This window comes from Marinovum sp. J2-8, assembly GCF_055808435.1.
In genome coordinates this window covers 286,035-307,248 of sequence record NZ_JBVVRZ010000005.1, presented here as the reverse complement: position 1 = coordinate 307,248, position 21,214 = coordinate 286,035, and the positions used below count along the sequence as shown (strand labels likewise).

The 21,214-nt window shown below is 60.6% G+C and carries 18 protein-coding genes, 1 tRNA gene and 3 pseudogenes; 13 read left to right on the top strand and 9 right to left on the bottom strand.

What is annotated here, in order from left to right; genetic code table 11:
• Position 1 precedes the first annotated feature (1 nt).
• Together AC0L4F_RS16745 and AC0L4F_RS16740 are read right to left on the bottom strand one after the other, a co-directional pair.
• Entirely contained in the window at positions 2-1,120 is a 1,119-nt protein-coding gene (locus AC0L4F_RS16745) for a BMP family ABC transporter substrate-binding protein (protein ID WP_244690271.1), read from the bottom strand.
• A gap of 247 nt (positions 1,121-1,367) precedes the next feature.
• Positions 1,368-2,270 (bottom strand): LysR family transcriptional regulator, encoded by a 903-nt coding sequence (locus AC0L4F_RS16740; protein ID WP_244690269.1) that lies wholly within the window; start codon positions 2,268-2,270, stop codon positions 1,368-1,370.
• A 141-nt stretch (positions 2,271-2,411) separates the two neighbouring features.
• On the opposite strand from AC0L4F_RS16740, the gene atzF reads away from it, so the two are divergent.
• Both atzF and AC0L4F_RS16730 read left to right on the top strand, forming a co-directional pair.
• On the top strand, positions 2,412-4,220 hold the full coding sequence (atzF, locus tag AC0L4F_RS16735) for an allophanate hydrolase (RefSeq protein WP_244690267.1): 1,809 nt from the start codon (positions 2,412-2,414) through the stop codon (positions 4,218-4,220).
• An 88-nt stretch (positions 4,221-4,308) separates the two neighbouring features.
• The gene (locus AC0L4F_RS16730; protein WP_244690265.1) at positions 4,309-5,145 is read left to right on the top strand and encodes an IclR family transcriptional regulator; all 837 of its coding nucleotides are present in this window, start codon (positions 4,309-4,311) and stop codon (positions 5,143-5,145) included.
• A gap of 153 nt (positions 5,146-5,298) precedes the next feature.
• Here AC0L4F_RS16730 and AC0L4F_RS16725 read toward each other — a convergent pair whose 3' ends face one another.
• Genes AC0L4F_RS16725 through AC0L4F_RS16700 form a run of 6 tightly spaced genes read right to left on the bottom strand, consistent with a single transcriptional unit; the run spans position 5,299 to position 11,359 of the window.
• Positions 5,299-6,735, bottom strand: coding sequence for an aldehyde dehydrogenase family protein (locus tag AC0L4F_RS16725; RefSeq protein ID WP_244690263.1), 1,437 nt, complete (start codon positions 6,733-6,735; stop codon positions 5,299-5,301).
• Positions 6,735-7,637: a thiamine pyrophosphate-binding protein gene (locus AC0L4F_RS16720; RefSeq protein WP_244690260.1), complete on the bottom strand. Its 903-nt coding sequence runs from the start codon at positions 7,635-7,637 to the stop codon at positions 6,735-6,737. The genes AC0L4F_RS16725 and AC0L4F_RS16720 overlap by 1 nt, the downstream gene beginning before the upstream one ends.
• Complete coding sequence (locus AC0L4F_RS16715; RefSeq protein WP_244690258.1) at positions 7,595-8,518, bottom strand: thiamine pyrophosphate-binding protein; 924 nt, start codon at positions 8,516-8,518, stop codon at positions 7,595-7,597. The genes AC0L4F_RS16720 and AC0L4F_RS16715 overlap by 43 nt, the downstream gene beginning before the upstream one ends.
• Entirely contained in the window at positions 8,515-9,378 is an 864-nt protein-coding gene (locus AC0L4F_RS16710; RefSeq protein WP_244690256.1) for a sugar phosphate isomerase/epimerase family protein, read from the bottom strand. The genes AC0L4F_RS16715 and AC0L4F_RS16710 overlap by 4 nt, the downstream gene beginning before the upstream one ends.
• A gap of 27 nt (positions 9,379-9,405) precedes the next feature.
• Positions 9,406-10,278, bottom strand: coding sequence for an NAD-dependent epimerase/dehydratase family protein (locus AC0L4F_RS16705; RefSeq protein ID WP_244690254.1), 873 nt, complete (start codon positions 10,276-10,278; stop codon positions 9,406-9,408).
• Positions 10,279-10,303: 25 nt separating this feature from the next.
• On the bottom strand, positions 10,304-11,359 hold the full coding sequence (locus AC0L4F_RS16700) for a Gfo/Idh/MocA family protein (protein ID WP_244690252.1): 1,056 nt from the start codon (positions 11,357-11,359) through the stop codon (positions 10,304-10,306).
• A gap of 707 nt (positions 11,360-12,066) precedes the next feature.
• Between AC0L4F_RS16700 and AC0L4F_RS16695 the strand changes: the two genes are divergently transcribed.
• From AC0L4F_RS16695 to AC0L4F_RS16675, 5 genes and pseudogenes are all read left to right on the top strand, one after another.
• Positions 12,067-13,077, top strand: a complete 1,011-nt coding sequence (locus AC0L4F_RS16695) for a Bug family tripartite tricarboxylate transporter substrate binding protein (protein WP_244690250.1) — start codon at positions 12,067-12,069, stop codon at positions 13,075-13,077.
• Between the two features lie 69 nt (positions 13,078-13,146).
• The gene (locus AC0L4F_RS16690; RefSeq protein ID WP_244690248.1) at positions 13,147-13,674 is read left to right on the top strand and encodes a tripartite tricarboxylate transporter TctB family protein; all 528 of its coding nucleotides are present in this window, start codon (positions 13,147-13,149) and stop codon (positions 13,672-13,674) included.
• 28 nt (positions 13,675-13,702) lie between these two features.
• A complete protein-coding gene (locus AC0L4F_RS16685; protein ID WP_244690246.1) occupies positions 13,703-15,223 on the top strand; it encodes a tripartite tricarboxylate transporter permease in 1,521 nt (506 codons plus the stop codon).
• A 113-nt stretch (positions 15,224-15,336) separates the two neighbouring features.
• Positions 15,337-16,089: pseudogene (locus tag AC0L4F_RS16680) on the top strand (NADH:flavin oxidoreductase); the annotation flags it as partial.
• A 30-nt stretch (positions 16,090-16,119) separates the two neighbouring features.
• Positions 16,120-16,494: a hypothetical protein gene (locus AC0L4F_RS16675; RefSeq protein ID WP_244690241.1), complete on the top strand. Its 375-nt coding sequence runs from the start codon at positions 16,120-16,122 to the stop codon at positions 16,492-16,494.
• A gap of 330 nt (positions 16,495-16,824) precedes the next feature.
• On the opposite strand, the gene AC0L4F_RS16670 is transcribed toward AC0L4F_RS16675, so the two are convergent.
• Positions 16,825-16,908 (bottom strand) — tRNA-Tyr (locus tag AC0L4F_RS16670).
• 179 nt (positions 16,909-17,087) lie between these two features.
• Here AC0L4F_RS16670 and rlmB point away from each other — a divergent pair.
• The 6 genes and pseudogenes from rlmB to nusB all read left to right on the top strand — a co-directional run bounded on the left by rlmB (position 17,088) and on the right by nusB (position 21,203).
• Positions 17,088-17,870: a 23S rRNA (guanosine(2251)-2'-O)-methyltransferase RlmB gene (gene rlmB / locus AC0L4F_RS16665; protein ID WP_244690239.1), complete on the top strand. Its 783-nt coding sequence runs from the start codon at positions 17,088-17,090 to the stop codon at positions 17,868-17,870.
• Positions 17,871-17,953: 83 nt separating this feature from the next.
• Positions 17,954-18,286: a hypothetical protein gene (locus tag AC0L4F_RS16660; protein ID WP_244690237.1), complete on the top strand. Its 333-nt coding sequence runs from the start codon at positions 17,954-17,956 to the stop codon at positions 18,284-18,286.
• Positions 18,287-18,298: 12 nt separating this feature from the next.
• Positions 18,299-18,934: a CDGSH iron-sulfur domain-containing protein gene (locus AC0L4F_RS16655; protein WP_244690235.1), complete on the top strand. Its 636-nt coding sequence runs from the start codon at positions 18,299-18,301 to the stop codon at positions 18,932-18,934.
• Between the two features lie 81 nt (positions 18,935-19,015).
• The gene (gene ribB, locus AC0L4F_RS16650) at positions 19,016-20,128 is read left to right on the top strand and encodes a 3,4-dihydroxy-2-butanone-4-phosphate synthase (protein ID WP_244690233.1); all 1,113 of its coding nucleotides are present in this window, start codon (positions 19,016-19,018) and stop codon (positions 20,126-20,128) included.
• Between the two features lie 6 nt (positions 20,129-20,134).
• Positions 20,135-20,687 (top strand): annotated as a pseudogene (locus AC0L4F_RS16645) (6,7-dimethyl-8-ribityllumazine synthase).
• 80 nt (positions 20,688-20,767) lie between these two features.
• Positions 20,768-21,203: pseudogene (nusB, locus tag AC0L4F_RS16640) on the top strand (transcription antitermination factor NusB).
• The last annotated feature ends 11 nt before the right edge of the window (positions 21,204-21,214 follow it).

Genomic DNA, 21,214 nt, shown 5'->3' with positions numbered 1-21,214 from the left:
ATCAGCTGGTGGAACCAATGACGCCTTCGACAAGGTAGCCCATGCTTTCAATCGCAACATCGGTTTCGACAAAAGACTGGCCTTCGGCGGCAATCACATTGCCTTTGTTGTCTTTCAGCGGGCCTTTGATGGCGGCAAAACCGCCGGCGATGATTTCGGCCTTGGTGGCCTCGAATTGGGCGCGGGCCGCATCGGAAACGGCGGGGCCAAGCGGGCTCATCTTGATGAAATTGTCGGCCAGACCGCCGCGCACAAAGTTGTCGATCGGTGCGCCTGCCATCGTTTTGCTGACCATGTCGGTATAGATGCTGGCCCAGTTCCATTCCGCCCCGGTCAGGTATTTGTCACCGGCCAGCGGGCTTTGATCGGCATGATAGCCACAGACAAAGGCATCGCGCGCCGCCGCCGTTTCGCAAACCACCTTTGGCCCATCGACATGGCAGGTGATGACGTCACAGCCCTGATCGGTCAGGGCGTTGGTGGCCTCGGCCTCTTTCACCGCCAAAGACCATTCGCCGGTAAAGATGACCTGACAGGTGATTGTCGGATCGACCGACCGCGCCCCAAGCAGGAAGGAATTGATGTTGTTCAAAACCTGCGGGATGGGTTTGGCGGCGACGAAACCGATTTTCTTGGATTTTGTCGCATGGCCGGCGGTCACGCCGTTCAAATATTGCCCCATGCCGATATAGCCGAAATAGGATCCGGCGTTGGTCGGGTTGCCCTCGGTCCACAGACCGCCGCAATGTTCAAACCGGACATCGGGATATTTCGGCGCAACTTCAAGGATATGCGGGTTGAAATAGCCAAAGGAGGTCGGGAACAACAGCGACGCACCATCGAAATTGATCATGGATTCCATGGTGTTTTGAACGTCCTGGCTTTCTGGAACGTTTTCTTCTTCCAGAACGGTGACACCGGACATGGCTTTGACGGCGGCGGCGCCTTCGGCGTGGGCCTGATTATAGCCAAAATCGTCCTTGGGGCCGACATAGATAAAGCCGACTGTCAGGTTGCTCTGGGCCTGGGCCGACTGCGCCAAGCCAAGGCTGGTTGCCCCAAGGGCCATTGCGGAGGTGCCAAGAAAACGGCGACGATTCATGGTGTTAGGGGGGGTCATAGCTGCGCTCCAACTGCTTCCACGCGCCTCAAGCGGCGCCGATGAATTTCAACGACTCAAATCTTAAGAGAGTTTAGTGCTGTTGACGTCTGCTTATTTTTTGGCAAAGCGGTGCAAAAAAAGCATCGCTTTGATCTGGGTCCTGTTCGGGGCTTTGCCCGCAGTTCACCTGTGATTTGCCCGCAACTCACCTGTGCCGCGCCAGTGCACTGCGCCTATCATGAACCCGGCCAGTCGCATGTTCTGGTCAATCTTCCTGCAATGCCTCCAGCGCGCGGGTCAGCTTTTGCGCAAAGCGGGCAGAGGCCACAGGCAGGGTGCGCCCGCGTTGTTGCCCCAACAAAAGACTGCCGACAGGCACGTCGCGGGTCGACAGCGGGCGCGAGACAAGATCGTCATCAGTCGCGATGTTAAGGCCAATCGGGATCTGAAAGGCGATGGCATTTTCGTGCCGCACATAATGGCGCATGAAATCGAAACTGTCGCTTTCCACGCTGGGCCGCAGCGGGCGCGACCCCCGTTTCGCACTGATCTCCAACAGGGCGCGCGCACCATAGCTCGCACTTGGCAGAACATGGGTTTGGTCAATGCAATCACGCAGGCGCACCTCGGCCTTGCGCGCCAGCGGATTGTCCTTGCGCATGATGGCATGGATGATCTGCGGGCAGTGTGAGATGACCTCGAAATCAACCATATGCACCGGCTCGAACACCAGCGCCAGGTCGCTTTGGAATGTGCCGAGGTCGCGTTCTGCGGCCTCGCGGTCGCGCACCGACACGGAAAAGGTCACGCCGGGATGTTCGTTGCGATAGGCCGCAATCTGTTCGGGCAGAAAATACGGGATCAGCGCCTGGGAACAGGCAATCGCGATGTGGCCGCGCCGTTCGCCCGAAAGATCGGCAACCTGATCTTGCACGCGCCGCAAATCGGACACCTGCGTGCGAAAATGCTGCATCAGCAACTCGCCCGCCGGGTTCAGCCGCACACCTCTGGGCAAACGTTCAAAGATCTCTGATCCGAACTCTTCTTCGAACCGTTGAATGCGTCGGTTGAGCGCCGAGGCGGTGATATTCATGTCGTCGGCGGCCTTGCGGATGGATCCGGCGCGCACAACGCCCTCTATATATCGCAGGGTTTGAAGATGTTTCATGCGCGGTCTCTCAGTCTCAAAGGGCGTTGGACAAGCGATGCATTTTTTGCAGCACTTTTGTGTATTATTAGCATTTGCGTCAAAGGTCGCAATAAAACACAACTCTCAGACACAGGTGGAACGCATAAAGGACGCGGCGCTATGACTGAGATTCGGATGACGATTAAGGATATTCACGCGGCTTATGCGGGGGGGCATACGCCAGCCGAGGTGGTCAAACAGGTGTTCGCGCGGATTGATGCGGTGAATGATCCGCATATTTTCCTGGCTCTGGCGGATCCGGATCAGGCCCTGGCAGAGGCGGCCGCGCTTGGCGCGTTTGACCCGGACAAACCACTCTGGGGCATTCCATTTGTGGTCAAAGACAACATTGATGTCGCCGGGATCGAAACAACCGCCGCCTGTCCGGCCTATGCCTATACCCCGCAACAGGACGCTTTTGTCGTTGCGCAACTGAGGGCGGCAGGGGCGATATTCATTGGCAAAACCAACCTTGATCAGTTCGCGACGGGTCTGGTTGGCGTCCGCACGCCCTATGGCGCGCCGCTCAATTCGATTGACCCGGAAATCGTTCCCGGCGGCTCGTCTGGTGGCTCTGGGGTGGCGGTCGGTCATGGCATTGTGCCGCTGTCCCTCGGGACGGACACCGCCGGGTCCGGTCGCGTGCCTGCCGCGCTGAACAATATTGTCGGGTTGAAACCCACGCTTGGCGCGCTGTCGGCCAGCGGGGTTGTGCCCGCCTGTCGGTCGATCGAGACGATTTCGATTTTTGCCCTCACGGTGTCAGATGCCTATGCGGCCTATGAGGTATGCTGCGCCTATGATCCTGCGGATGCCTTTGCCCGCCCGATCAAGGCCGAACCACTTGCCATCCGCAAAGCCCCGCCTGTGGTCGGCATCCCGAGCAAGGCCAGCATCGCGTTTTTGGGCGATAAAGTGCAGGAGGCATCCTTCTATTCCGCGATTGATTTGCTCAAAGCCAAGAAGGCAGAGATCAAAGAGATTGATTTCACGCCGCTCTATGCCGTCGCGGATATGCTGTACGAAGGGGCTTGGGTGGCCGAACGGTATTCGGTGATCGAGGCGCTTCTGAAGCGCGATCCGGGGGCCATTTTCCCAGTGACCAGCCAGATCATCCGCAAGGCCGAAGCCTTGAGCGCCGTCGATGCATTTCGCGGCATCTATCGTCTCAAAGAGCTGGCCCGTGCCGCAGAACCCGCGCTTGCAAGCGTTGATATGCTCTGTGTGCCCACGATCCCCACATTCCATACCGTGGCAGAGCTGGAGGCCGATCCCGTGACGCCGAATTCCAATTTCGGCACCTATACCAATTTCGTCAATCTTCTCGACATGTGTGGCATTGCCGTGCCTGTTCCGGCGCGGCCTGATGGCCGCCCCGGCAGTGTGACGCTGCTTGCCGCGCGCGGTCGCGATGCTGAAATCGCGGTTGTCGCGCGTGACCTTGAGGCGGCAGGACAACGCAGCCTCGGCGCGACGGATTGGGCGTTTGAGCCGCCGAACGCATTGTTGCCTGATGTAATGCCGGAACATGCGCCCGATATGCTGACAGTGGCGGTCTGTGGCGCCCATATGACGGGGTTGCCGCTGAACCATCAACTGACCGATCGGGGGGGCGTGTTTGTGGGTACATCCCGCACGACCGACGCCTATCGTTTCTATGCGCTGGCCGGTGATCCGCCTGCGCGGCCCGGGCTTGTGCGCGGGGCCGACGGATCGGGTGCGCCGATCCTGGTCGAGCTGTGGGATCTGCCGCTTGCACGAGTTGGGGATTTCTTGGCGGGCATTCCGTCACCGCTTGGTCTTGGCAATGTAGCCTTGGAAGATGGATCGACTGTTTGTGGATTTGTCTGCGAGGCCATCGGTGCCAGCGGCGCGCAGGACATCACCTCCTTCGGCAACTGGCGCGATTTCGTCAGCCCAGCACCGTAAAGTCGCAATCGCCAGGGTTGGAATGGTTGCGCTGCCCGATGTATCCGGTAATGTGAGGTTGAGTTTAATATTACGGATGGTGCGCTTTGTGACTCAAGCCAAGGATAAACCGAAAGGCAAGGAAGCCAAGCCCGAAGCCGGGGTTCAGTCGCTGGTGCGGGCGACCAATATACTTCAGGCCGTGGCGAAGGCCCGCGAAGGGATCGGATCGGCCGACATCGCCAAGGAAGTCGGCCTGCATTCATCGACCACCTTTCACCTGACCAAGACATTGCATACGCTTGGATTGCTGCGTCAGGATGTGTTGACCAAGAAATACCGCATCGGGCCGCGGATCTTCTCCTTGGCTTTTGGGGCCTTGGATGAACAGGAATTGCTGCGGGTCGCGGCCCCCTTCCTGAAGGATCTGACGCAAAAGACCGGCGAAAGCAGTCACATAGCGGTTCAGATGGGCGATGAGGTCGTGATTATTGATCGCCATGAAAGCGCGGCCTCGATCCGAATGGCGGAACGTGTCGGTTCTGCGCGGCCCGCGCATGCGACGGCAATCGGCAAGGTGGTTCTGGCCGGTGCGACGCAGGGCGATTTGGACGCCTATCTGCAAAAGGCGCCTTTTGATGCGATCACGCCCAAGACCATCACCGAAGCCGAAAGCCTGGAGCGCGAAATCGCGCAGGTGCGCGAAAACGGCATTGCCTTTGACGACGGCGAATTCGATCCAGAGGCCCGCTGTCTGGCGGCGCCGGTCTGGGACTTTCGCGGACGGCTGATCGCGGCCATCGGCATTACGGCACCGGTCTGGCGGCTGGGGCTTCAGCACGTGGGCGAGGTTTCGACGACGCTCAAATCCGTCGCGGCGGCAATGTCTGCTGACCTTGGCCACGAGGTTGACCAAGCCGCACAGGAAAACCCAGCCGAAAAATGAAAACCCCGCCCCGAAGCAATTTCGGCGCGGGGCAGGATGCCGGACGAGGGGAGCACCTCTTGTTCCGGCGGGTGTTCTGGTGGGGTTTTCTGGCGGGGTGGGCGGCAATCACAGTCTTCCGGGTGTTCCTGCCGCCCTGTTGTCGACCCTGATTTACATGTTGAACAGGATCATGCGTTCGTCGGTCATGTCGCGGATCGCATAGCGCGGGCCTTCGCGGCCGATACCGCTGTCCTTGACGCCGCCATACGCGAGCTGATCTGTGCGCCAGGTCGAGGTGCCGTTGACAATCAGACCGCCGGTGCGAATGGCGCGATAGGCGCGCATCATCACCTCGTTCGAAGCGGTGAAAATCCCGGTATGAAGCCCGTAGCGCCCTGCGTTCATCATGTCGAAGACCGCTTCGATATCGTCATAGCCGACCACGCTGACCACCGGGCCAAAGACCTCTTCGCAAAAGACTTTGTCGGTGGGTGCGGGGCCACGGATCACCGTGGGTTCGATTGCCGCGCCATGACGGGTGCCGCCGATCAACACCTCGGCACCACCGGCTGCGGCCTCGCCGATCCAGTTTTCCACGCGTTTCGCGGCTGCGTCGTCGATCAATGTGCCAACGTCGGTGGCCGGGTCCTGCGGGTCGCCGATCCGCAGCTTCGCAACCTCGGTGACAAGCAGATCGGTAAAGTCATCCAGCCTGCTGTTGTGAACAAAGACCGTCTGAACCGACAAGCAGCTTTGCCCCGCCAGACGCATGGCGTTTTTCGCCGCCAGAGGCGCGGCTTTCGCCACGTCGGCATCGGAATGCACGATGGTCTGGCCTGCGCCGCCCAGTTCCAGCGCCACCCGGCGCAATCCGCTGGCGGCCTTGATCGCCGCACCCGCAGCGGATGATCCGGTGAAGGTGACGAAATCGACCCGCGGGTCCGACACCAGCGCCTTGCCGACCTCGACACCGCCATGCACCACATTCAGGGCCCCGGCGGGCGCGCCGGCATCCTGAAAGATTTCGGCCAGTTTGTGCACCGTGGCGGCGGCCTGGGGTGGGGGCTTGAGGACACAGGCGTTGCCGGCGGCAAAGGCCGGCCCGATCTTGTGGCAGGCCAGGTTGAAGGGCGCGTTGAACGGGGTGACCGCCGCGACAACCCCCACCGGAAAGCGGGTCATGAAGGCCAGCTTGCCCGAGCCCATGGCGCTGGCGTCAAGCGGCACATGGCTGCCCTCGATCCGCACGGCCTCTTCGGCGGAAAGCGTCATCGTGTCCTGGGACCGGCTGACTTCGGCAACGGCGTCGCCAATGGCCTTGCCGGTTTCGCGTGACATTGTCAGACCGATCTCTTCGGCGCGTTCCGTGATCAGGGCCGCCGCGCGATGCAGGATCGCCGCCCGTTCATGCGCCGGGATCGCCGCGATTTGCGGGGCGGCCTTGCGGGCCGCCTCCAGTGCTTTGTCCATGGTCGCGGGTGTGCCGCGCCCGACGCGCCCCACCGGGGTGCCGTGAAAGGGATTGAGGGTGGTGTCGCTGTCGTCGCTGTCGATCCATTGGCCGCCGATCAGGTGGCGCACCTCAATGATGTCCGGGTTGTCTTTCATCATGGTCTCCATGGGGCCCCAAAGGCCGGTTCCGGGTGCCGCAACGGCGGCAGTTCCCATGTCCCGACCGAGGTGGGTTTCACGTTCACATCGACTTCGGCGTCGATGACAAAGGGTTTGTTCGCGGCAATGGCCATTTGCAGGGCAGCGCCGAAATCGGCCGCATTCGATACTTTGACCCCGTCGATCCCATGCGCCCGGGCCATGGCGCTGAAGTCCGGGTTATAGGGCTGGGAATTGTCGGCGGTGGTGAAGCTGGTGTTCAATTCCCGGCCTTCGAACGGTCCCAGTTGCAGATCGCGGATCGCCCCCCAGGCATAGTTGTTCCAGATCACCCAGACGACGGGGATGTTGTATTCCACCGCCGTGCACAAGACATGCGGTGTCATGGTGAAACCGCCGTCACCGACAACCGCGACCACCGGGCTGTTTGGCGCGGCCAGCTTGGCCCCAAGCGCGCCGCTGACGCCAAAGCCCATGGCCGAAAAGCCCCAGGTGTTGAGCATCCGTTGCGGGCGCCGGGCCTGCCAGTATTGCATGAACCAATTGTGGTGCACGCCACTGTCACACACCAGGATCGCATCCTCGGGCAGCACACCCTGAACTTCCTTCACCACCCGTTCCGGGCGCATGGGCGCGGTATCGGCGGCAAAGGCGGGCGCAATATGGGCCTCCCACTGGGCTTTCCATGCGGCAATCCTTTGCCGCCAAGGCTCGCCCGTGGCACGCGCCTCTGTCGCGCCGCCACGGCGTTCGATCTCGGCCAGAAGCTGACGCAGGAAGGTACGGATGTCGGCACAGACCCCCAGCGTCGGGTCATAATTGCGGCCGATCTCATTCACGTCGATGTCGACATGGATCAGACGGGTGGGGGAATGTTCCAGCTGTAACCTTGTTTCCACGAGCTTGACGACCGGTCGTCAAAGCGCGCCCCCAGCGTCAGCAGCACATCACAGCGCCGACCGGCCTCATTCGCGGCATGGGTGCCGTTGCGACCAATAAAGCCAAGGCTCAGCGGGTGCTGCATGTCCAGAGTGCCCATACCGTTGGGCGACATGGCAACCGCAATGCCCAGCCGATTGACCAGCTCGGTCAGTTCGACGCTGGCCTCGGAAATGGTAACGCCATGGCCGATAAAGATCAGCGGGCGTTCCGCCCCCAACAGCATGTCAGCGGCGCGGGCAATATCCTCGGGCGATCCACCGGTGCGATTGATCGGGCTTAGCGATCGCGGCGCGGGCAGCTCGACCATGTCTTGTTCCTGAAAGACATTGTAGGGCACATCCAGATGCACGGGGCCGGGGCGGCCCGAGGTCATCATATGCATCGCCTGTCGCATCGCGGTCGGCAGCATATCGACGCGCGACGGCTGAAAGCTGCGCTTTACATAGGGCCGCACGACCGAGGGGAAATCTGCCTGAAAATGCTGGTAGCTTTCCTGAAACGGCGCGCGGTTGAACTGTGATGTCGGGACGTTGGCGGTGATGGCCAGAAACGCCGAACTATCCGCCTGGGCGCAGGCAAGTGACATCGGCATATTGGCCGAGCCGGGCCCACAGGAGGTCAGCGTCGCCACCGGTTTATGCGCCACCCGGTAATAGGCGTCTGCCATGTGCCCGGCGGTCTGTTCGTGCCGTGGCGAGATGAATTTGATCTTGTCCTGCCGCTCGTGCAGCGCGTCGATCATGCCGACATTGCCATGGCCACAGATGCCGAAAACATACGGCACCTCTTCCTGAATCAGGACATCGGCGATGACGTCGGCTCCCTTTCTGCGCTTCATGCCGCGCTCCTCCCTTTTGTGTGCCGTTTCTTGGCAATGCGGTCCCAGCCAGCAGCATCCAGTCTGGCGCTGCTGTCCTTGATTTCGGCGGTCAGATCCTCGGACAGGCCGATGATTTCGAGCACCGGGGGATGCGACCAGCCAAAATCAATCAGCTCTTGCCCCAGTGTTGTCCAATCCATGTCGCCGCGTCCGATGGGATCGTGTTTATAGACCTCGCGGCCCGTATCCGACGCATGAACCAGTTTCAGCCGGTCGCCGATCCGATCCAGCGCGGGCCGCAGCGGTTCCGCGATGAAATGACCATTGGCCACGTCATAGATCACGCCGACCTCGGTTGCGGTGTAGCCCGCGATGGCCGACACCAGCGTTTCGGTATCGGGCAAAAAGGCGAAGGGCATGTTTTCGCCCAGCACCTGAACCCCATGGCCCCGCGCAATGGGGATCAGCCGGTCCAGCGCACGGTGGAAATGGCCCAGCCGTTCCTGTTCCGCCATGGGCATCAGCGGGTTGATCTTGCCGGGGCCGACGATGACATATTTGCCGCCGAATTCGCCTGCGGTTTCGATCATCCGCTGGACGGTCAAAAAGCTGTAGTCGCGGGCCTCGGGCGAGGCGGCGGTCAGGTTCACGTCAAGGTTGGGTTGGTTGATCGAAATCACCTGCGTGCCGGTGTCTGCCAGCGCATCGCGCAGCGCGCGGCGCTCTGGCGCGCCCATTTCCGGCGGCCACAGATGGCCGGGGAACATCATCAGTTCTACCCCGGGAAAGCCCATTGCGGCGGCTTCGCGCACGGCTTCGGCTGCGGTGTAATCGAAGGTATAGGCATAAAGATTCAGGCCGTAGTCGGCGGTGGACATTTCAGTTCCTCTCAGGAAATCAGGGACTTATTCGGCGGTGGCCGCGACTTTGGCGACCATGTCGCGCCAATTCACGCGCGGCGCATAACCAAGCTTTTCGCGCGCCGCAGAGATGTCGAGCAGGCTTGCCGTCGGGTTGGCGGCATAGACTTCGGGCTTGTGCACCGCGTCGCCCGTGATGCCCCAGCGTTTGCGCACCCGATCAAGCAGCGGCTCATCGCCCAGTGAATCTTCGGCCGAGATAAAGAAGATCTCTCCGTTGATGCCGGGCACCTTTGCGGCCTTTTCGATGCCCTGCGCCACGTCCCAGGGCGACACATAGGTCCAGAAATGATAGTTCTCGAGATCGGCCCCCCGATCATGCAATTCCGGGTATTCAAATTCGAACACGATATGTGTGGGGCGGATCACCACGATTTCGGTCTTGCCGCGCAAGGCATAGGAACGGCACACCACCTCGGTTACCTCTTTGCTGAGGCTATAGAAATCCGTGGGCCGCAGCGGGTGTTTTTCGTCGACTGGCACATATTGCGGCTGCCAGTTTTCGGGGTTGTAGTGCAGCCCCGTCGCCGCATCGCTGGAGATCACGACAACCCGGCGCACCCCGGCCTCCTCGGCGGCCTGAAGCACGTTCCAGGTGCCCTGGACGTTGGTTTGAAATGTCACGTCGGCGGGGGCGGTGCGCGGGTTCGGGATGGCGGCAAGATGCACAACCACGTCCTGACCCTGAAAGCTTTTCTGCAGCAATTCAAAGTCCAGAACCGAACCCTCGATGTAGGGCAGGTCCTGTCTTGGCGCGCAGATGTCCAGAACGGTCAGCTCGGCGCCAGTCTTCATCTCTTCGACGACGTGCCATCCCAGACGGCCGGCGCCGCCGGTTACCAAGATCTTGTCGGTCATGTTTCCTCTCCCTTATTGCCGCGGATCAGGCCGCGTGCGTCTCTTGTATGATTGTTTCGATATCGACGGTCTGTCGTAGGCTGTCGGACCGGTAACATGCCTCTTCTATCAACATGCTTTGCAGATACGCGTCGGCGGTGTTTTCGACCGCCGTGCCCGTGGTCAGATAGTCGACCACATGCCGCTGCAGCGCGTGCACGCAGTCGCCGGCATAGCCGCGGTTGGCCCATTGATAGCTGTGCTGGGCAAAGCTGCCGCCATTCGGGCGGATGAAAATCCGTGCCCGCCCGTCCAGCCGGATCTGGCCCTCTGCACCCTCGATCAGCATTTCGCCGACCGTCAGACGGGTATTGTCGGCCTCGTGATCGACAAGACGATTGCCATCCAACAGCCCGGCAAGCCCGGAATTGAATTCGAACATGACATAGCCCGCATCCTCGCCTGCGATGGCCGGGTTCAACCGGCGCAGTGTGGCGGTGACCGCATGCACCTCTCCGAACAGGAAACGGAACACATCAATCATATGCACGCCGGTTTCATGCAGCAGGAACCGGGGCATTTTCTGAAAATAGGGCTGGCGGTCGAGATAGGCATTCGGCCCCTGGCCGTCGCCGGGCCGCATTCTGAAGGTGACATTGTACAGCGGGCCAATGGCCCCCCCGTCCAGAAGCCGGGCGATTTCACGAAACCACGGTTTGAACCGCCAGTTGTCATGAATGATGAGGCTGGAGCCGGGTTGGCGCGCCAGTGTCGCCATCGCCCGGGCTTGATCCAGGTCGGTGGCCATCGGCTTTTGCGAAATCGCATGAATGCCGCGCTGTTTGGCCAGTTGCGCAAAGGGCAGGTGGGTGTCGGGCGGGGATATAATGTCAAGGATGTCGGGCTGAACGGTGTCGAGCAGCCCCTCAAGATCATCGGACACCACCGCAATTTCATAGGTGTCCGCAACCTTCTGCGCTTTGGCCCTGTCTTTTGCATAAGCAATGCCAGCGACCTCCACCTCGGGAATTCGGGACCATGCGTCATAATGGTGGTGGCTGAAGTATCCGGCGCCGACCGTGACGATCTTTAGCTTTGACATCCCATCCTCCCTTTCCTGATGAATTGCTAGCATCCCGCAATGCCGGGCGTCAATCCATAATGCTGGATATAACTTCATAATTTGGGATTGGACCGTGGGATAAGCCGGGGTTGGCTTGCCACTTGTGGGCCAAAGGTGTGGGAATATGACCCCAACGGGTATGCGGGCATTAATATGTATGGGGTTCGGGGGTGAGGAGGCCCCGTGGCGGGGCGCGCAGGTGGTGTCGTCGCCGGTGAGCTTGAGCAGGGCGTCGTCTTCTCCTGGGATATAGACACGGTTTCGGCGGGTCTTGGGGTGGGTAATGGGCCATATGAGGTCCGATTCGGCATTTCTGGCCCGCTAGATCCCGAGTTGCCGAGAATCGTCCAGAAATATCGCCAAAGCATCCCGAAAATTGTCGGATTAACCCCGAAAAGCCCCTTTGTGTTTGCGGTTGGTGGTGGCCTGAGGGCGGTCAGTCTCTTTGTAAGGTTAATGAAAACAACGACTTGTTTCTGCCTTCCTTGTTGGATCGCCCTCGTCCGACCTTTCTGAATTCAATATCATAATGTAGTTTGACATACGGCTATGTGAGCTATTACGCTGTTGGTCGAGGAGAACTGCACCACACTGCACCAAAATTTCGACCGTCCCGTATTCGGGCGGCGGAATGCCCGGCCGGACCCTTCGGCGCGGGGCTTTAAACGTATGTACGGGAGGTACGCATGAACAGAACAACAACAGCACTCGGACTTGGCGCGCTGGCGCTGGCTTTGTCCGCATCCACGGTCTTGGCAGAGGATTTCCCAAGCCGACCAATCGAGGTTTCGGTCTGGGCGTCGGCCGGTGGTGGCACCGACACCACCAACCGCTATCTCGCAGAGGCGATGCAAGAGCAACTTGGCGGCCGCATCAACGTGGTTAACCGCACCGGCGGCGGCGGCGGTGTTGCGATGAACCAGGTCTGGAGCCAGCCGCATGACGGTTACGCATGGCTGGGCGCGTCCGAGGGCATGCAGGTGGCCAAGGTGCTGGAATACCACCAGACCGGCACACAGGACTGGCGCTGGTACATCGTCGGGGGCTCGCCGGGCGTGATCAGCGTCAATGCGAATTCGAAATATGAAACCCTTGACGAACTTATCACCGCATCAAAGGAAAACCCCGGCAGCGTCAAGATCGGCCATTGCGCCCTTGGCTGTGTCTGGCACATGAAGGCGCTCTCCTTGGGGCAGGGCGCACAGGCCGAGTTCAATTATATCCCCTTTGAGGGCAGCGCACCGGCGCAGGTCGGTGCCTTGACCGGCGAAGTCGATGCCGTGGTGTCGAGCGTGTCCGAGCAGGCCGAATACATCAAGGCGGGCAAGTTCCGGCCATTGGCGATGATTGAAATGCAGCCCTATCAGCTTGGCGATATGGATCCGATCCCGGCGGCGGGCGTGACCTATCCCGACATCCAGAAGATCCCGGCGCGCCAGTGGCTGGGCATGGCGGTTCCCAAGGATCTGCCGGAAGAGGTCACCGCCAAGATCGATGCGGCCTTTGAAAAGGCGATGAAGGCCCCGAAGATCCAGAGCCTGGCGAACGAACGCTATATGGCCTTGTCCGGGGCCTATGGCCCGGAGGCCGAGGCGGAACTGGACGCGATGGAGCGCGCGATGAGCTACAAGCTGCACGAATTGGGCATCGCCGCGACCGACCCGGCAGAGCTTGGTATTCTGGCACCTGACGCCTGATCCCTCCCTTCGCACCTGCGGACCGGCACCGACATGTGCCGGTCTCTTGTTACATCACAGGAGAATGCCATGTTGCCGCGTCAGGCCCGTCGCAAGGCGGATTTCGTCGTCTGTTTGCTCTTTATCGCCTTTGGGGGGCTGGTGCTTTATCAGTCCAGCTTGATGCCGTGGGAGACCTCGCGCACCGGTGCAGAGGCACAATGGTATCTGTCGCCCGGTCTTTTTCCCGCGATCCTCGGGATATTGCTGATCCTGTTCAGCCTGCGGGTGCTGGTGTCCGCCGTGGCCGAGGGCGGTCATCGTGACATCGCCGGACCGTTGATGGCCTGGATCTTGGACCTGCCAAGGAACGTCCGGGTGCACCGGGTTGTCTTTATCGTTGTCTGGAGCGGTCTTTACATCTTTGGCGCGCTGGGGCGGGTGAATTTCCAACTGGCAAGCGTGGTCTTTGTCTTCGTCATGATCGCGGTCTTCTGGTTGCCGGGGGCTGGCGCGACATTGGCCCGCCGCGCGGCCATCGCTGCGCTGGTCTCTGTCATCGTTCCGGTCAGCATCGCGCATGTCTTTTCAACCTATCTCTACGTGCCCGTGCCCTGAGGCCCGCCGCAAAGGACGCCCAACCTTCATGTTACATTCTTTCGCAGAACAAATCCTTGTCGTTGCCTCCTTTCAGAACCTGTTGGTGCTGGCCGGTTCCGTTCTTGTCGGGATGGTTTTCGGTGCCCTTCCGGGCCTGACGGCAACCTTGGCCGTGGCTTTGCTAAGCACGGTTACCTTCAATCTTTCGACCGAATTGGCCATGTTTGCGCTGATCGGCGCCTATGTCGGGGCGATCTATGGCCCGGCGCATTCTGCCATCCTGCTTGGCATTCCGGGCACCGCCGCAGGGGCGGCGACGGCGCTGGATGGTCACATTCTTGCCCAACGGGGCCAGGGCGGAGAGGCGATTGCCACCGCCACCATTGCATCGGTGGTTGGAACGGTCTTTGGGCTTCTGGCGATGATCCTCGTGTCACCGTTGCTGATTGACATGGCGTTGCTGTTCACATCGGTCGAATTCTTTTTGCTCGCGATCTTTGGCGTTTTGATCTGCGGGTCACTCACCGCGCCGGACATGCCGGCCAAGGGCTGGATCTCGGGTATTCTGGGGCTGATGCTGGCCTCTGTCGGGATCGAGACGATCCAGGGCTATCAGCGGTTTACCATGGGAATCCCGGAATTGGCCTGCGGGATCGAGGTGGTGCCGGTCATCCTTGGGGCCTTTGCAATTCCACAGATCATCCGCGTGTTGCGGGACCGAGAGGTCGTCGGCGGCGCGCGCCCACATATCGGCAGCCTGCGGCCCCGTCTGGGATTTCTTTGGCGCAACAAGGGCAGCGTTCTGCGCTCTGGCTGTATCGGTGTGGGCGTCGGCACGATCCCCGGTGTGGGCGAGGATATCGCCTCGTGGGCGTCTTATGACACTGGCAAAAAGCTCGATTCCGATCCCGAAAGCTTTGGCAAGGGCAACATCAAGGGCGTGATCTGTGCCGAGACCGCCAATAATGCCTGTATCGGTGGTGCGATCATCCCGGTGCTGACGCTTGGGGTGCCCGGCTCGCCGCCGGCGGCGATGCTGCTTGGCGCGTTGAACCTGCATGGGGTGCGCCCGGGGCCAATGCTGGCTTTTGAAGCGCCGAATTTCATCCCACAGATGGGGGCGATGCTGCTTTGGGCGTCGGGATTTATTCTGGTGCTTGGCCTTCTGATGGCACGGGCCTCGGTGCAGGTGCTGCGCCTGCCGGTCGAGGTGCTGATGCCGCTGGTGGCCTTCCTTGCGGTGCTGGGATCTTATGCGCTTGGTCTGAACGTGTTCAACGTCTACCTGATGTTCCTGTTCGGGGTTGTGGTCTATCTGCTGGAGGAGCTCGGCTATCCCGTGGCCCCGGCGGTGATTGGCGTTTTGCTGGGCACCATGGCCGATTTCAGCATCCGCCGCGCACTTTTGGGATCGGGTGGGTCGCTGGAACCCTTTGTGACCCGGCCGGTTGCGCTGATCCTGCTTGCATTGATCGTCTTTTCCCTGGCCCTGCAAAGCCGTCTGCTCAAGGGGGCTGTCCGCTGGTGCTTTGGCAAGTGTGGGGCGGCGCGCAACGGGACCGCATGAGCGGCGGTTGCGGGTGGCGCCCGGTGATCGCGCCAATTTGATGCAATCGGGCCACGCCCGGCGTATCTTGAAACGCCGGGTGCGGTGAATTCGGTCAATTTTTGTCAGACCATATGCTTTTGATTGAGGATCGACCACCTTGGGGCTACACAGGTCAAAAGGGTATTTCCGAACCGGGTGGATCTGATCACATGCGCAATCTTAACAAGCCGATTTCCTTTAAACAGGGTAAAGGAATGAAAAACGGCTTTATGCTGGCCCCGCTGACCAACCAACAGAGCAACGAGGACGGCACGCTGTCTGATGACGAATACAGGTGGTTGGTGAAACGGGCAGAAGGCAATTTTGGTCTTACCATAACCTGTGCGGCAAATGTTCAGGAGGTCGGCAAAACCTGGCCCGGTCAATTGGGCGTTTTCGGGGATCAACATCTGGAAGGTTTGACCCGATTGGCCGCCGGCATTCACCAACATGGCGGTCATGCGTCGGTCCAGCTGTTCCACGGTGGCCGCCGCGCGACCCGCGACCTGATCAACGGGCCTCTGCAAGCGCCCTCCTTTGATCGTGAGACCGGCGCCGAGGCGATGAGCCTTGAGGCTGTCAAAGCCCTGCGGGATGATTTCATTGCAGCCGCCGTTCGGTGCCACAGGGCGGGGTTCGACAGTGTTGAACTCCACGCCGCGCATGGCTTTGTCATCTGCCAGTTTTTGAGCCCACAGTTCAATCACCGCGATGATGAATATGGTGGCACCGCGGAAAATCGCGCCCGTCTTCTGCATGAGATCCTTGCCGGAATCAGAAAATCCTGCGGAGAGGACTTTGCAATAGGCGTGCGGCTGTCGCCAGAACGCCACGGTCTGCTCTTTGGGGACATGCTTGCCCTGACGACAGAGATCATGACTACGGGGCAGGTGGATTTCGTCGATATGTCGATGCGCGACGTGTTCAAATATCCCGATGATGAAAATTTTCAGCAGAAAACGCTGTGCCAATGGTATCTGGACTTGCCGCGCGGTGACGCGAAAATGGGCGTTGGCGGTAAAATTCGCACGGCAGAAGATGTCCTGCGGATCAACGCGCTGGCCCCGGATTTCGTGGTTCTGGGGCACGCGGGCATATTGCACCACAACTTTCCCGACCTTATGGCGGACAGTCCCGGTTTTGTCGGGCGGCAGACACCGGTTGGCCCTGACATTCTGCGCGAAGAGGGGCTGTCAGAGACCTTTATCACCTATCTGGAAACATTCCCGGAATTCGTCGCGCAGAGCTAGCGGCGGTTCCTTTCCGCGGCTCTCAACACCCGGTCATCAACACCCGGCCATCGACGCGAATGTGACTCGGGATCTCGTGCCGCGAGGCGCGCGCGGCGTTGTTCCGCGCGCGGGATGACGTGCGCGCATGCTCCGCATCCAACGCGGGAGGGGACGCGAAATGAATTCGCTTTTGAATTCTTCAGTGAAAGCCGGCGAAATCCGGTGAAACCCCCGGTGACCCCTCCGCCGTCAGATTTGCGCATTAATACCGCGCAAAATGACACCGCCCGGACAATGCCCGGGTCGTGGCCCCAGTAGGGGTAATTTTCCATTCAAATCAATGATGAATGGTGGGCGACCCTGGAATCGAACCAGGCGTGCGTCTCCGCGAGGGAGTTACAGTCCCCTGCCACACCTTGCGGCCTGTCGCCCACTGTGTCGGGCTGATTAATGATGAGCCGGGGGGAGGTCAAGGCGAAAAGCCGGGAAATTTCACGACTTGGCATCTTTTCTTGCGGGGAGGTTTTTCGCCCGGTATGCGCATGCCAAGCGGCGGTGCGTTGCACGGGCCTGAACAAGGGGCCATTGTGGTCGCAACGAAAGGATCAGCCATGAAGAAACCCAAATGGGTCGTTGAAAAGGAACAGGCGAAACGGGTGGCGGCGGCAGAGACCGTCTGGCTGTTTGGCATCCATGCGGTGCGCGACGCGCTGGAAAACCCGGCGCGCGAAAAATTGCGCCTGATCGTGACCCGCAATGCGGCCGACAAACTGGCCGAGGCGATCACCGCCAGCGGCATGACCCCGGAAGAGGCCGATCCGCGCAAGTTCCCGGCGGTGATTGACCCGCAATCGGTGCATCAGGGCGCGGTGCTGGAGGTCAAGCCGCTGAACTGGGGCTCGCTGACCGATGTGGCGCTGGCGGATGGGCCGGGCGCGCAGCGTCTGATCCTGCTTGATCGGGTCACTGATCCACATAACGTTGGCGCGATCCTGCGGTCGGCCGAGGTGTTCGGCGCCCGCGCCGTGATCGCCCCGCGCCACCATTCCGCGCCGGAAACCGGCGCCTTGGCAAAAACCGCCAGCGGGGCGCTGGAACGACAACCCTATCTCAAGGTGCGCAATCTGGCCGATACCATCGTCGAACTTCAGGCAATGGGCTATCTCGTGCTTGGACTGGCCGGTGAGGCAGAGCAAACCATTGAACAGGCGCTGGAGGGCAAGACCGACCGCCCGGTGGCGCTGGTGCTTGGTGCAGAAGGGCCGGGATTGCGGGAACGAACCCGGGAAACCTGTGATGCGCTGGTGCGGATTGAATTTGCCGGGGCCTTTGGCTCGCTCAATGTGTCGAATGCGGCGGCGGTGTCGCTTTATGCCAGCCGGGGGCAAAGCTGAGGGGTTAAAATCCCGGCTGCGCTGCATAGCTAGCACAGATACAGCCACAGACACAGCCACACACACGGGCACAGGAGCGCCAGATGCCGCAAGGGACGAAGATTGCCACATGTTGTTATTGCGGCACCCGCGCGGCGCTGGTGCTGCGTGGGGACAAGCGGCATGAGCTCAGTTGCGCATCATGTGGCGCGCCGCTGCATGATCTCAAACTGATGCCGGCGGCGCGGCTGGATGGCAAGAACCTGACCCGCAAGCCGGTGAAATCGCGCGGCTCCAAGGGGGCGACCCCCAACCCCTATTGGGAAACGCGCCCGGAAAAATCCAAAAAGAAAAAGAAAAAGAAGAAGTCGCGCAAGAGCGGTGTAAGCTGGTTCCTGGACGAGGCGTTCGACGCCATCGAAGACATATTCGACTAGGGAGAGTGATTGATGGGCAAGGCGAAAACCTATGAGGGCAAGGATATTGCCATCAGTTTCGACATGGCGCGCTGTATCCACGCGCGCAATTGTTTCCTGAAATTGCCCGAGGTGTTTGACCCGGCCCGCCTGCCCTGGGTTGCGCCCGACGCCGCCAGCGCCGAAGAAATCGCGGCAATGATCCGCACCTGTCCCTCAGGCGCGCTCAGCTATGAACGCCGCGATGGCCAGCCGGGCGAGGCCGCGCCGCGTATCAACCGCGTGGCGGTTCTGGAAAACGGGCCATTGGCGCTGGCAGGCGAGGTGCAGATCGGCGATGACACGGTCACGCGGGCAACGCTGTGCCGGTGCGGCATGTCAAAGACCAAACCCTATTGCGACTATTCCCATGTCGACGGCGGATTTCAGGCCACCGGCGAACCGCTGAGTGTTGAGGGGGAGGTGCCCGATCTGTCCGGTCCGGTTGCGGTGGCGGCACGCGAAAATGGCCCGCTGGTTCTGACCGGTCCGGTTGAGGTGATAACCGGCACCGGGCGGCGGGTGAAGCAGACAGAGAAAGCGGTGCTCTGTCGGTGTGGCCAATCGGCGAAAAAACCGTTTTGTGACGGCAGCCACAAAGACGCCGGGTTTGTCGCCGACCCATTGTGACGCCGCGCACCGAACCCCACATAGGCTTTTCAATCTGCGGCCCATCCACTATTGCGGCCCTGTAGCAAGGAGATGCGGCCCATGAAGTATGAAAATCCTGGCCCGGTTGAAAGCAACTGGGGTGATGCGATTTCACCGGTGGAAGAGATCATCGACGAGGCCCGCAATGGCCGGATGTTCATTCTGGTTGACCATGAGGACCGCGAAAACGAAGGCGATCTGGTGATCCCGGCGCAGATGGCCACGCCTGATGCGATCAATTTCATGGCCACCCATGGACGTGGGCTGATCTGTTTGACCATGCCGGGTGATCGGATTGATGCGCTTGGCCTGCCGCCGATGGCAACCAATAATTCCTCGCGCACGGAAACCCCGTTCACCGTGTCGATCGAAGCCCGCGAAGGTGTCAGCACTGGGATTTCCGCCGCCGATCGCGCCCGCACCGTAGCCGTGGCCATCGACCCGCGCACATCAGAGGCCGATATCGCCACGCCGGGCCATGTCTTTCCCCTGCGCGCCCGCGATGGCGGTGTGTTGATCCGGGCCGGTCATACCGAGGCTTCGGTGGATGTCTCGCGTCTGGCCGGGTTGAACCCGTCGGGGGTGATCTGTGAGATCATGAACGAAGACGGCACCATGGCGCGTCTGCCGGAACTGGTGGCTTTTGCCCAGAAACACGGGCTGAAAATCGGCACGATTTCCGACCTGATCGCCTATCGTCGGCGCAACGACAATCTGGTCAAGGAAACCGACACCCGGACCGTGACCTCGACCTTTGGCGGCGAATGGACGCTGCGGGTGTTCACCGATCTGGTCAAGGGCGTCGAACATGTGGTGCTGACCAAGGGGGACATCACCACGCCGGACCCGGTGCTGGTGCGGACCCATGCGCTCAAGGCGCTGGAAGACATCCTTGGGGTCGGCGGCACGGACGAGCTGCACAAAGCCATGCAGATCATCGCCGCAGAAGGCCGGGGGGTTGTGTGTCTGTTCCGCAATCCACAGGCGCGCGTCCTGAGCGAACCAGAAGAAGACGGGCCGCGCACCGTGCGCGAAGTGGGCTTGGGCAGCCAGATCCTCAGCGCGATGGGGCTGTCGAAACTGATCCTTCTGTCCGACAACGAAGCCACGAAATATGTTGGCCTTGATGCCTATGGGCTTGAAATTGTGGGCACGCGCCCGATCACGGAGTAATTAAGAATGGCCGAAGCCGAAGCGCATTACATCCTGCCACGTCCCGAGTTTGACAAGCCGGTCAAGCTTTTGATCGTGGTTGCGCCTTATTACAAGGACATCGCCGACAATCTGGTGGCCGGCGCCAAGGCCGAGATCGAGGCATGCGGTGGGACTTGGGATTTGATCGAAGTGCCCGGCGCGCTGGAAGTGCCATCCGCGATTGGCATTGCAGAGCGGATAAGCAATTTTGACGGCTATGTCGCCCTGGGCTGTGTGATCCGGGGCGAGACCACGCATTACGACACCGTCTGCAACGAATTCGTCGCGCGGGATCACCCTTTTGGGGTTGCAGGGGCTTTGCATTGGCAATGGCATCCTGACCGTGGAAAACAAACCCCAGGCAGAGGTGCGCGCAGATACGGCGCAGGGCAACAAAGGCGGCGGGGCGGCGGCTGCGGCCTTGCATCTGATCGCGCTCAGCCGTAAGTGGGGCGCTTCCCGCAAGGGGGTGGGTTTCCGCCCCGACCGGGACGAATACCAGATCGCTGGTGAGACAAAAGGCAACCCGACCGCATGAGCCAAGATTTCGACGACACGGCCCCCGACACCCCGGCTGAACCACCGGCCAAACCCCTGTCAGGCAACCAGAAACGCAAGATGAGATCCGCCGCGCGGCTGTATGCCGTGCAGGCGTTGTTCCAGATGGAACACAGCGGCCAATCGGTGCCCAGCATCACGCATGAATTCATCGAACATCGTTTTGGCGCCACCTATGACGGTGACGAAATGAACGAGGGCGATGTCGACATGTTCCGCGCCTTGGTGGGCGATGCGGTGAACAATCAGGCCAAAATCGACCAGATGACCGATCGGGCGCTGGTGGCGAAATGGCCGATTGCCCGGATTGATCCGGTGTTGCGCGGGTTGTTTCGGGCCGCAGGCGCCGATTGGGGCCGGCGAAACGCCGCCCCGGGTGGTGATCAAAGAGTTTGTTGATGTGGCTGGGGCGTTTTTCCCCGAAGGCCGCGAGCCGCAATTTGTCAATGCGGTGCTGGATCATATGGCACGCGAGGCCCGCCCGGAGGCTTTTTAAGCAAAAAGTCG

Bases quoted from the DNA above. Each gene is read 5' to 3' on its own strand.
- AC0L4F_RS16745 (WP_244690271.1), bottom strand. From the start codon at position 1,120: ATGACCCCCCCTAACACCATGAATCGTCGCCGTTTTCTTGGCACCTCC.
- AC0L4F_RS16740 (WP_244690269.1), bottom strand. From the start codon at position 2,270: ATGAAACATCTTCAAACCCTGCGATATATAGAGGGCGTTGTGCGCGCC.
- atzF (WP_244690267.1), top strand. From the start codon at position 2,412: ATGACTGAGATTCGGATGACGATTAAGGATATTCACGCGGCTTATGCG.
- AC0L4F_RS16725 (WP_244690263.1), bottom strand. From the start codon at position 6,735: ATGAAAGACAACCCGGACATCATTGAGGTGCGCCACCTGATCGGCGGC.
- AC0L4F_RS16715 (WP_244690258.1), bottom strand. From the start codon at position 8,518: ATGAAGCGCAGAAAGGGAGCCGACGTCATCGCCGATGTCCTGATTCAG.
- AC0L4F_RS16710 (WP_244690256.1), bottom strand. From the start codon at position 9,378: ATGTCCACCGCCGACTACGGCCTGAATCTTTATGCCTATACCTTCGAT.
- AC0L4F_RS16705 (WP_244690254.1), bottom strand. From the start codon at position 10,278: ATGACCGACAAGATCTTGGTAACCGGCGGCGCCGGCCGTCTGGGATGG.
- AC0L4F_RS16700 (WP_244690252.1), bottom strand. From the start codon at position 11,359: ATGTCAAAGCTAAAGATCGTCACGGTCGGCGCCGGATACTTCAGCCAC.
- AC0L4F_RS16695 (WP_244690250.1), top strand. From the start codon at position 12,067: ATGAACAGAACAACAACAGCACTCGGACTTGGCGCGCTGGCGCTGGCT.
- AC0L4F_RS16690 (WP_244690248.1), top strand. From the start codon at position 13,147: ATGTTGCCGCGTCAGGCCCGTCGCAAGGCGGATTTCGTCGTCTGTTTG.
- AC0L4F_RS16685 (WP_244690246.1), top strand. From the start codon at position 13,703: ATGTTACATTCTTTCGCAGAACAAATCCTTGTCGTTGCCTCCTTTCAG.
- AC0L4F_RS16675 (WP_244690241.1), top strand. From the start codon at position 16,120: ATGACTACGGGGCAGGTGGATTTCGTCGATATGTCGATGCGCGACGTG.
- rlmB (WP_244690239.1), top strand. From the start codon at position 17,088: ATGAAGAAACCCAAATGGGTCGTTGAAAAGGAACAGGCGAAACGGGTG.
- AC0L4F_RS16660 (WP_244690237.1), top strand. From the start codon at position 17,954: ATGCCGCAAGGGACGAAGATTGCCACATGTTGTTATTGCGGCACCCGC.
- AC0L4F_RS16655 (WP_244690235.1), top strand. From the start codon at position 18,299: ATGGGCAAGGCGAAAACCTATGAGGGCAAGGATATTGCCATCAGTTTC.
- ribB (WP_244690233.1), top strand. From the start codon at position 19,016: ATGAAGTATGAAAATCCTGGCCCGGTTGAAAGCAACTGGGGTGATGCG.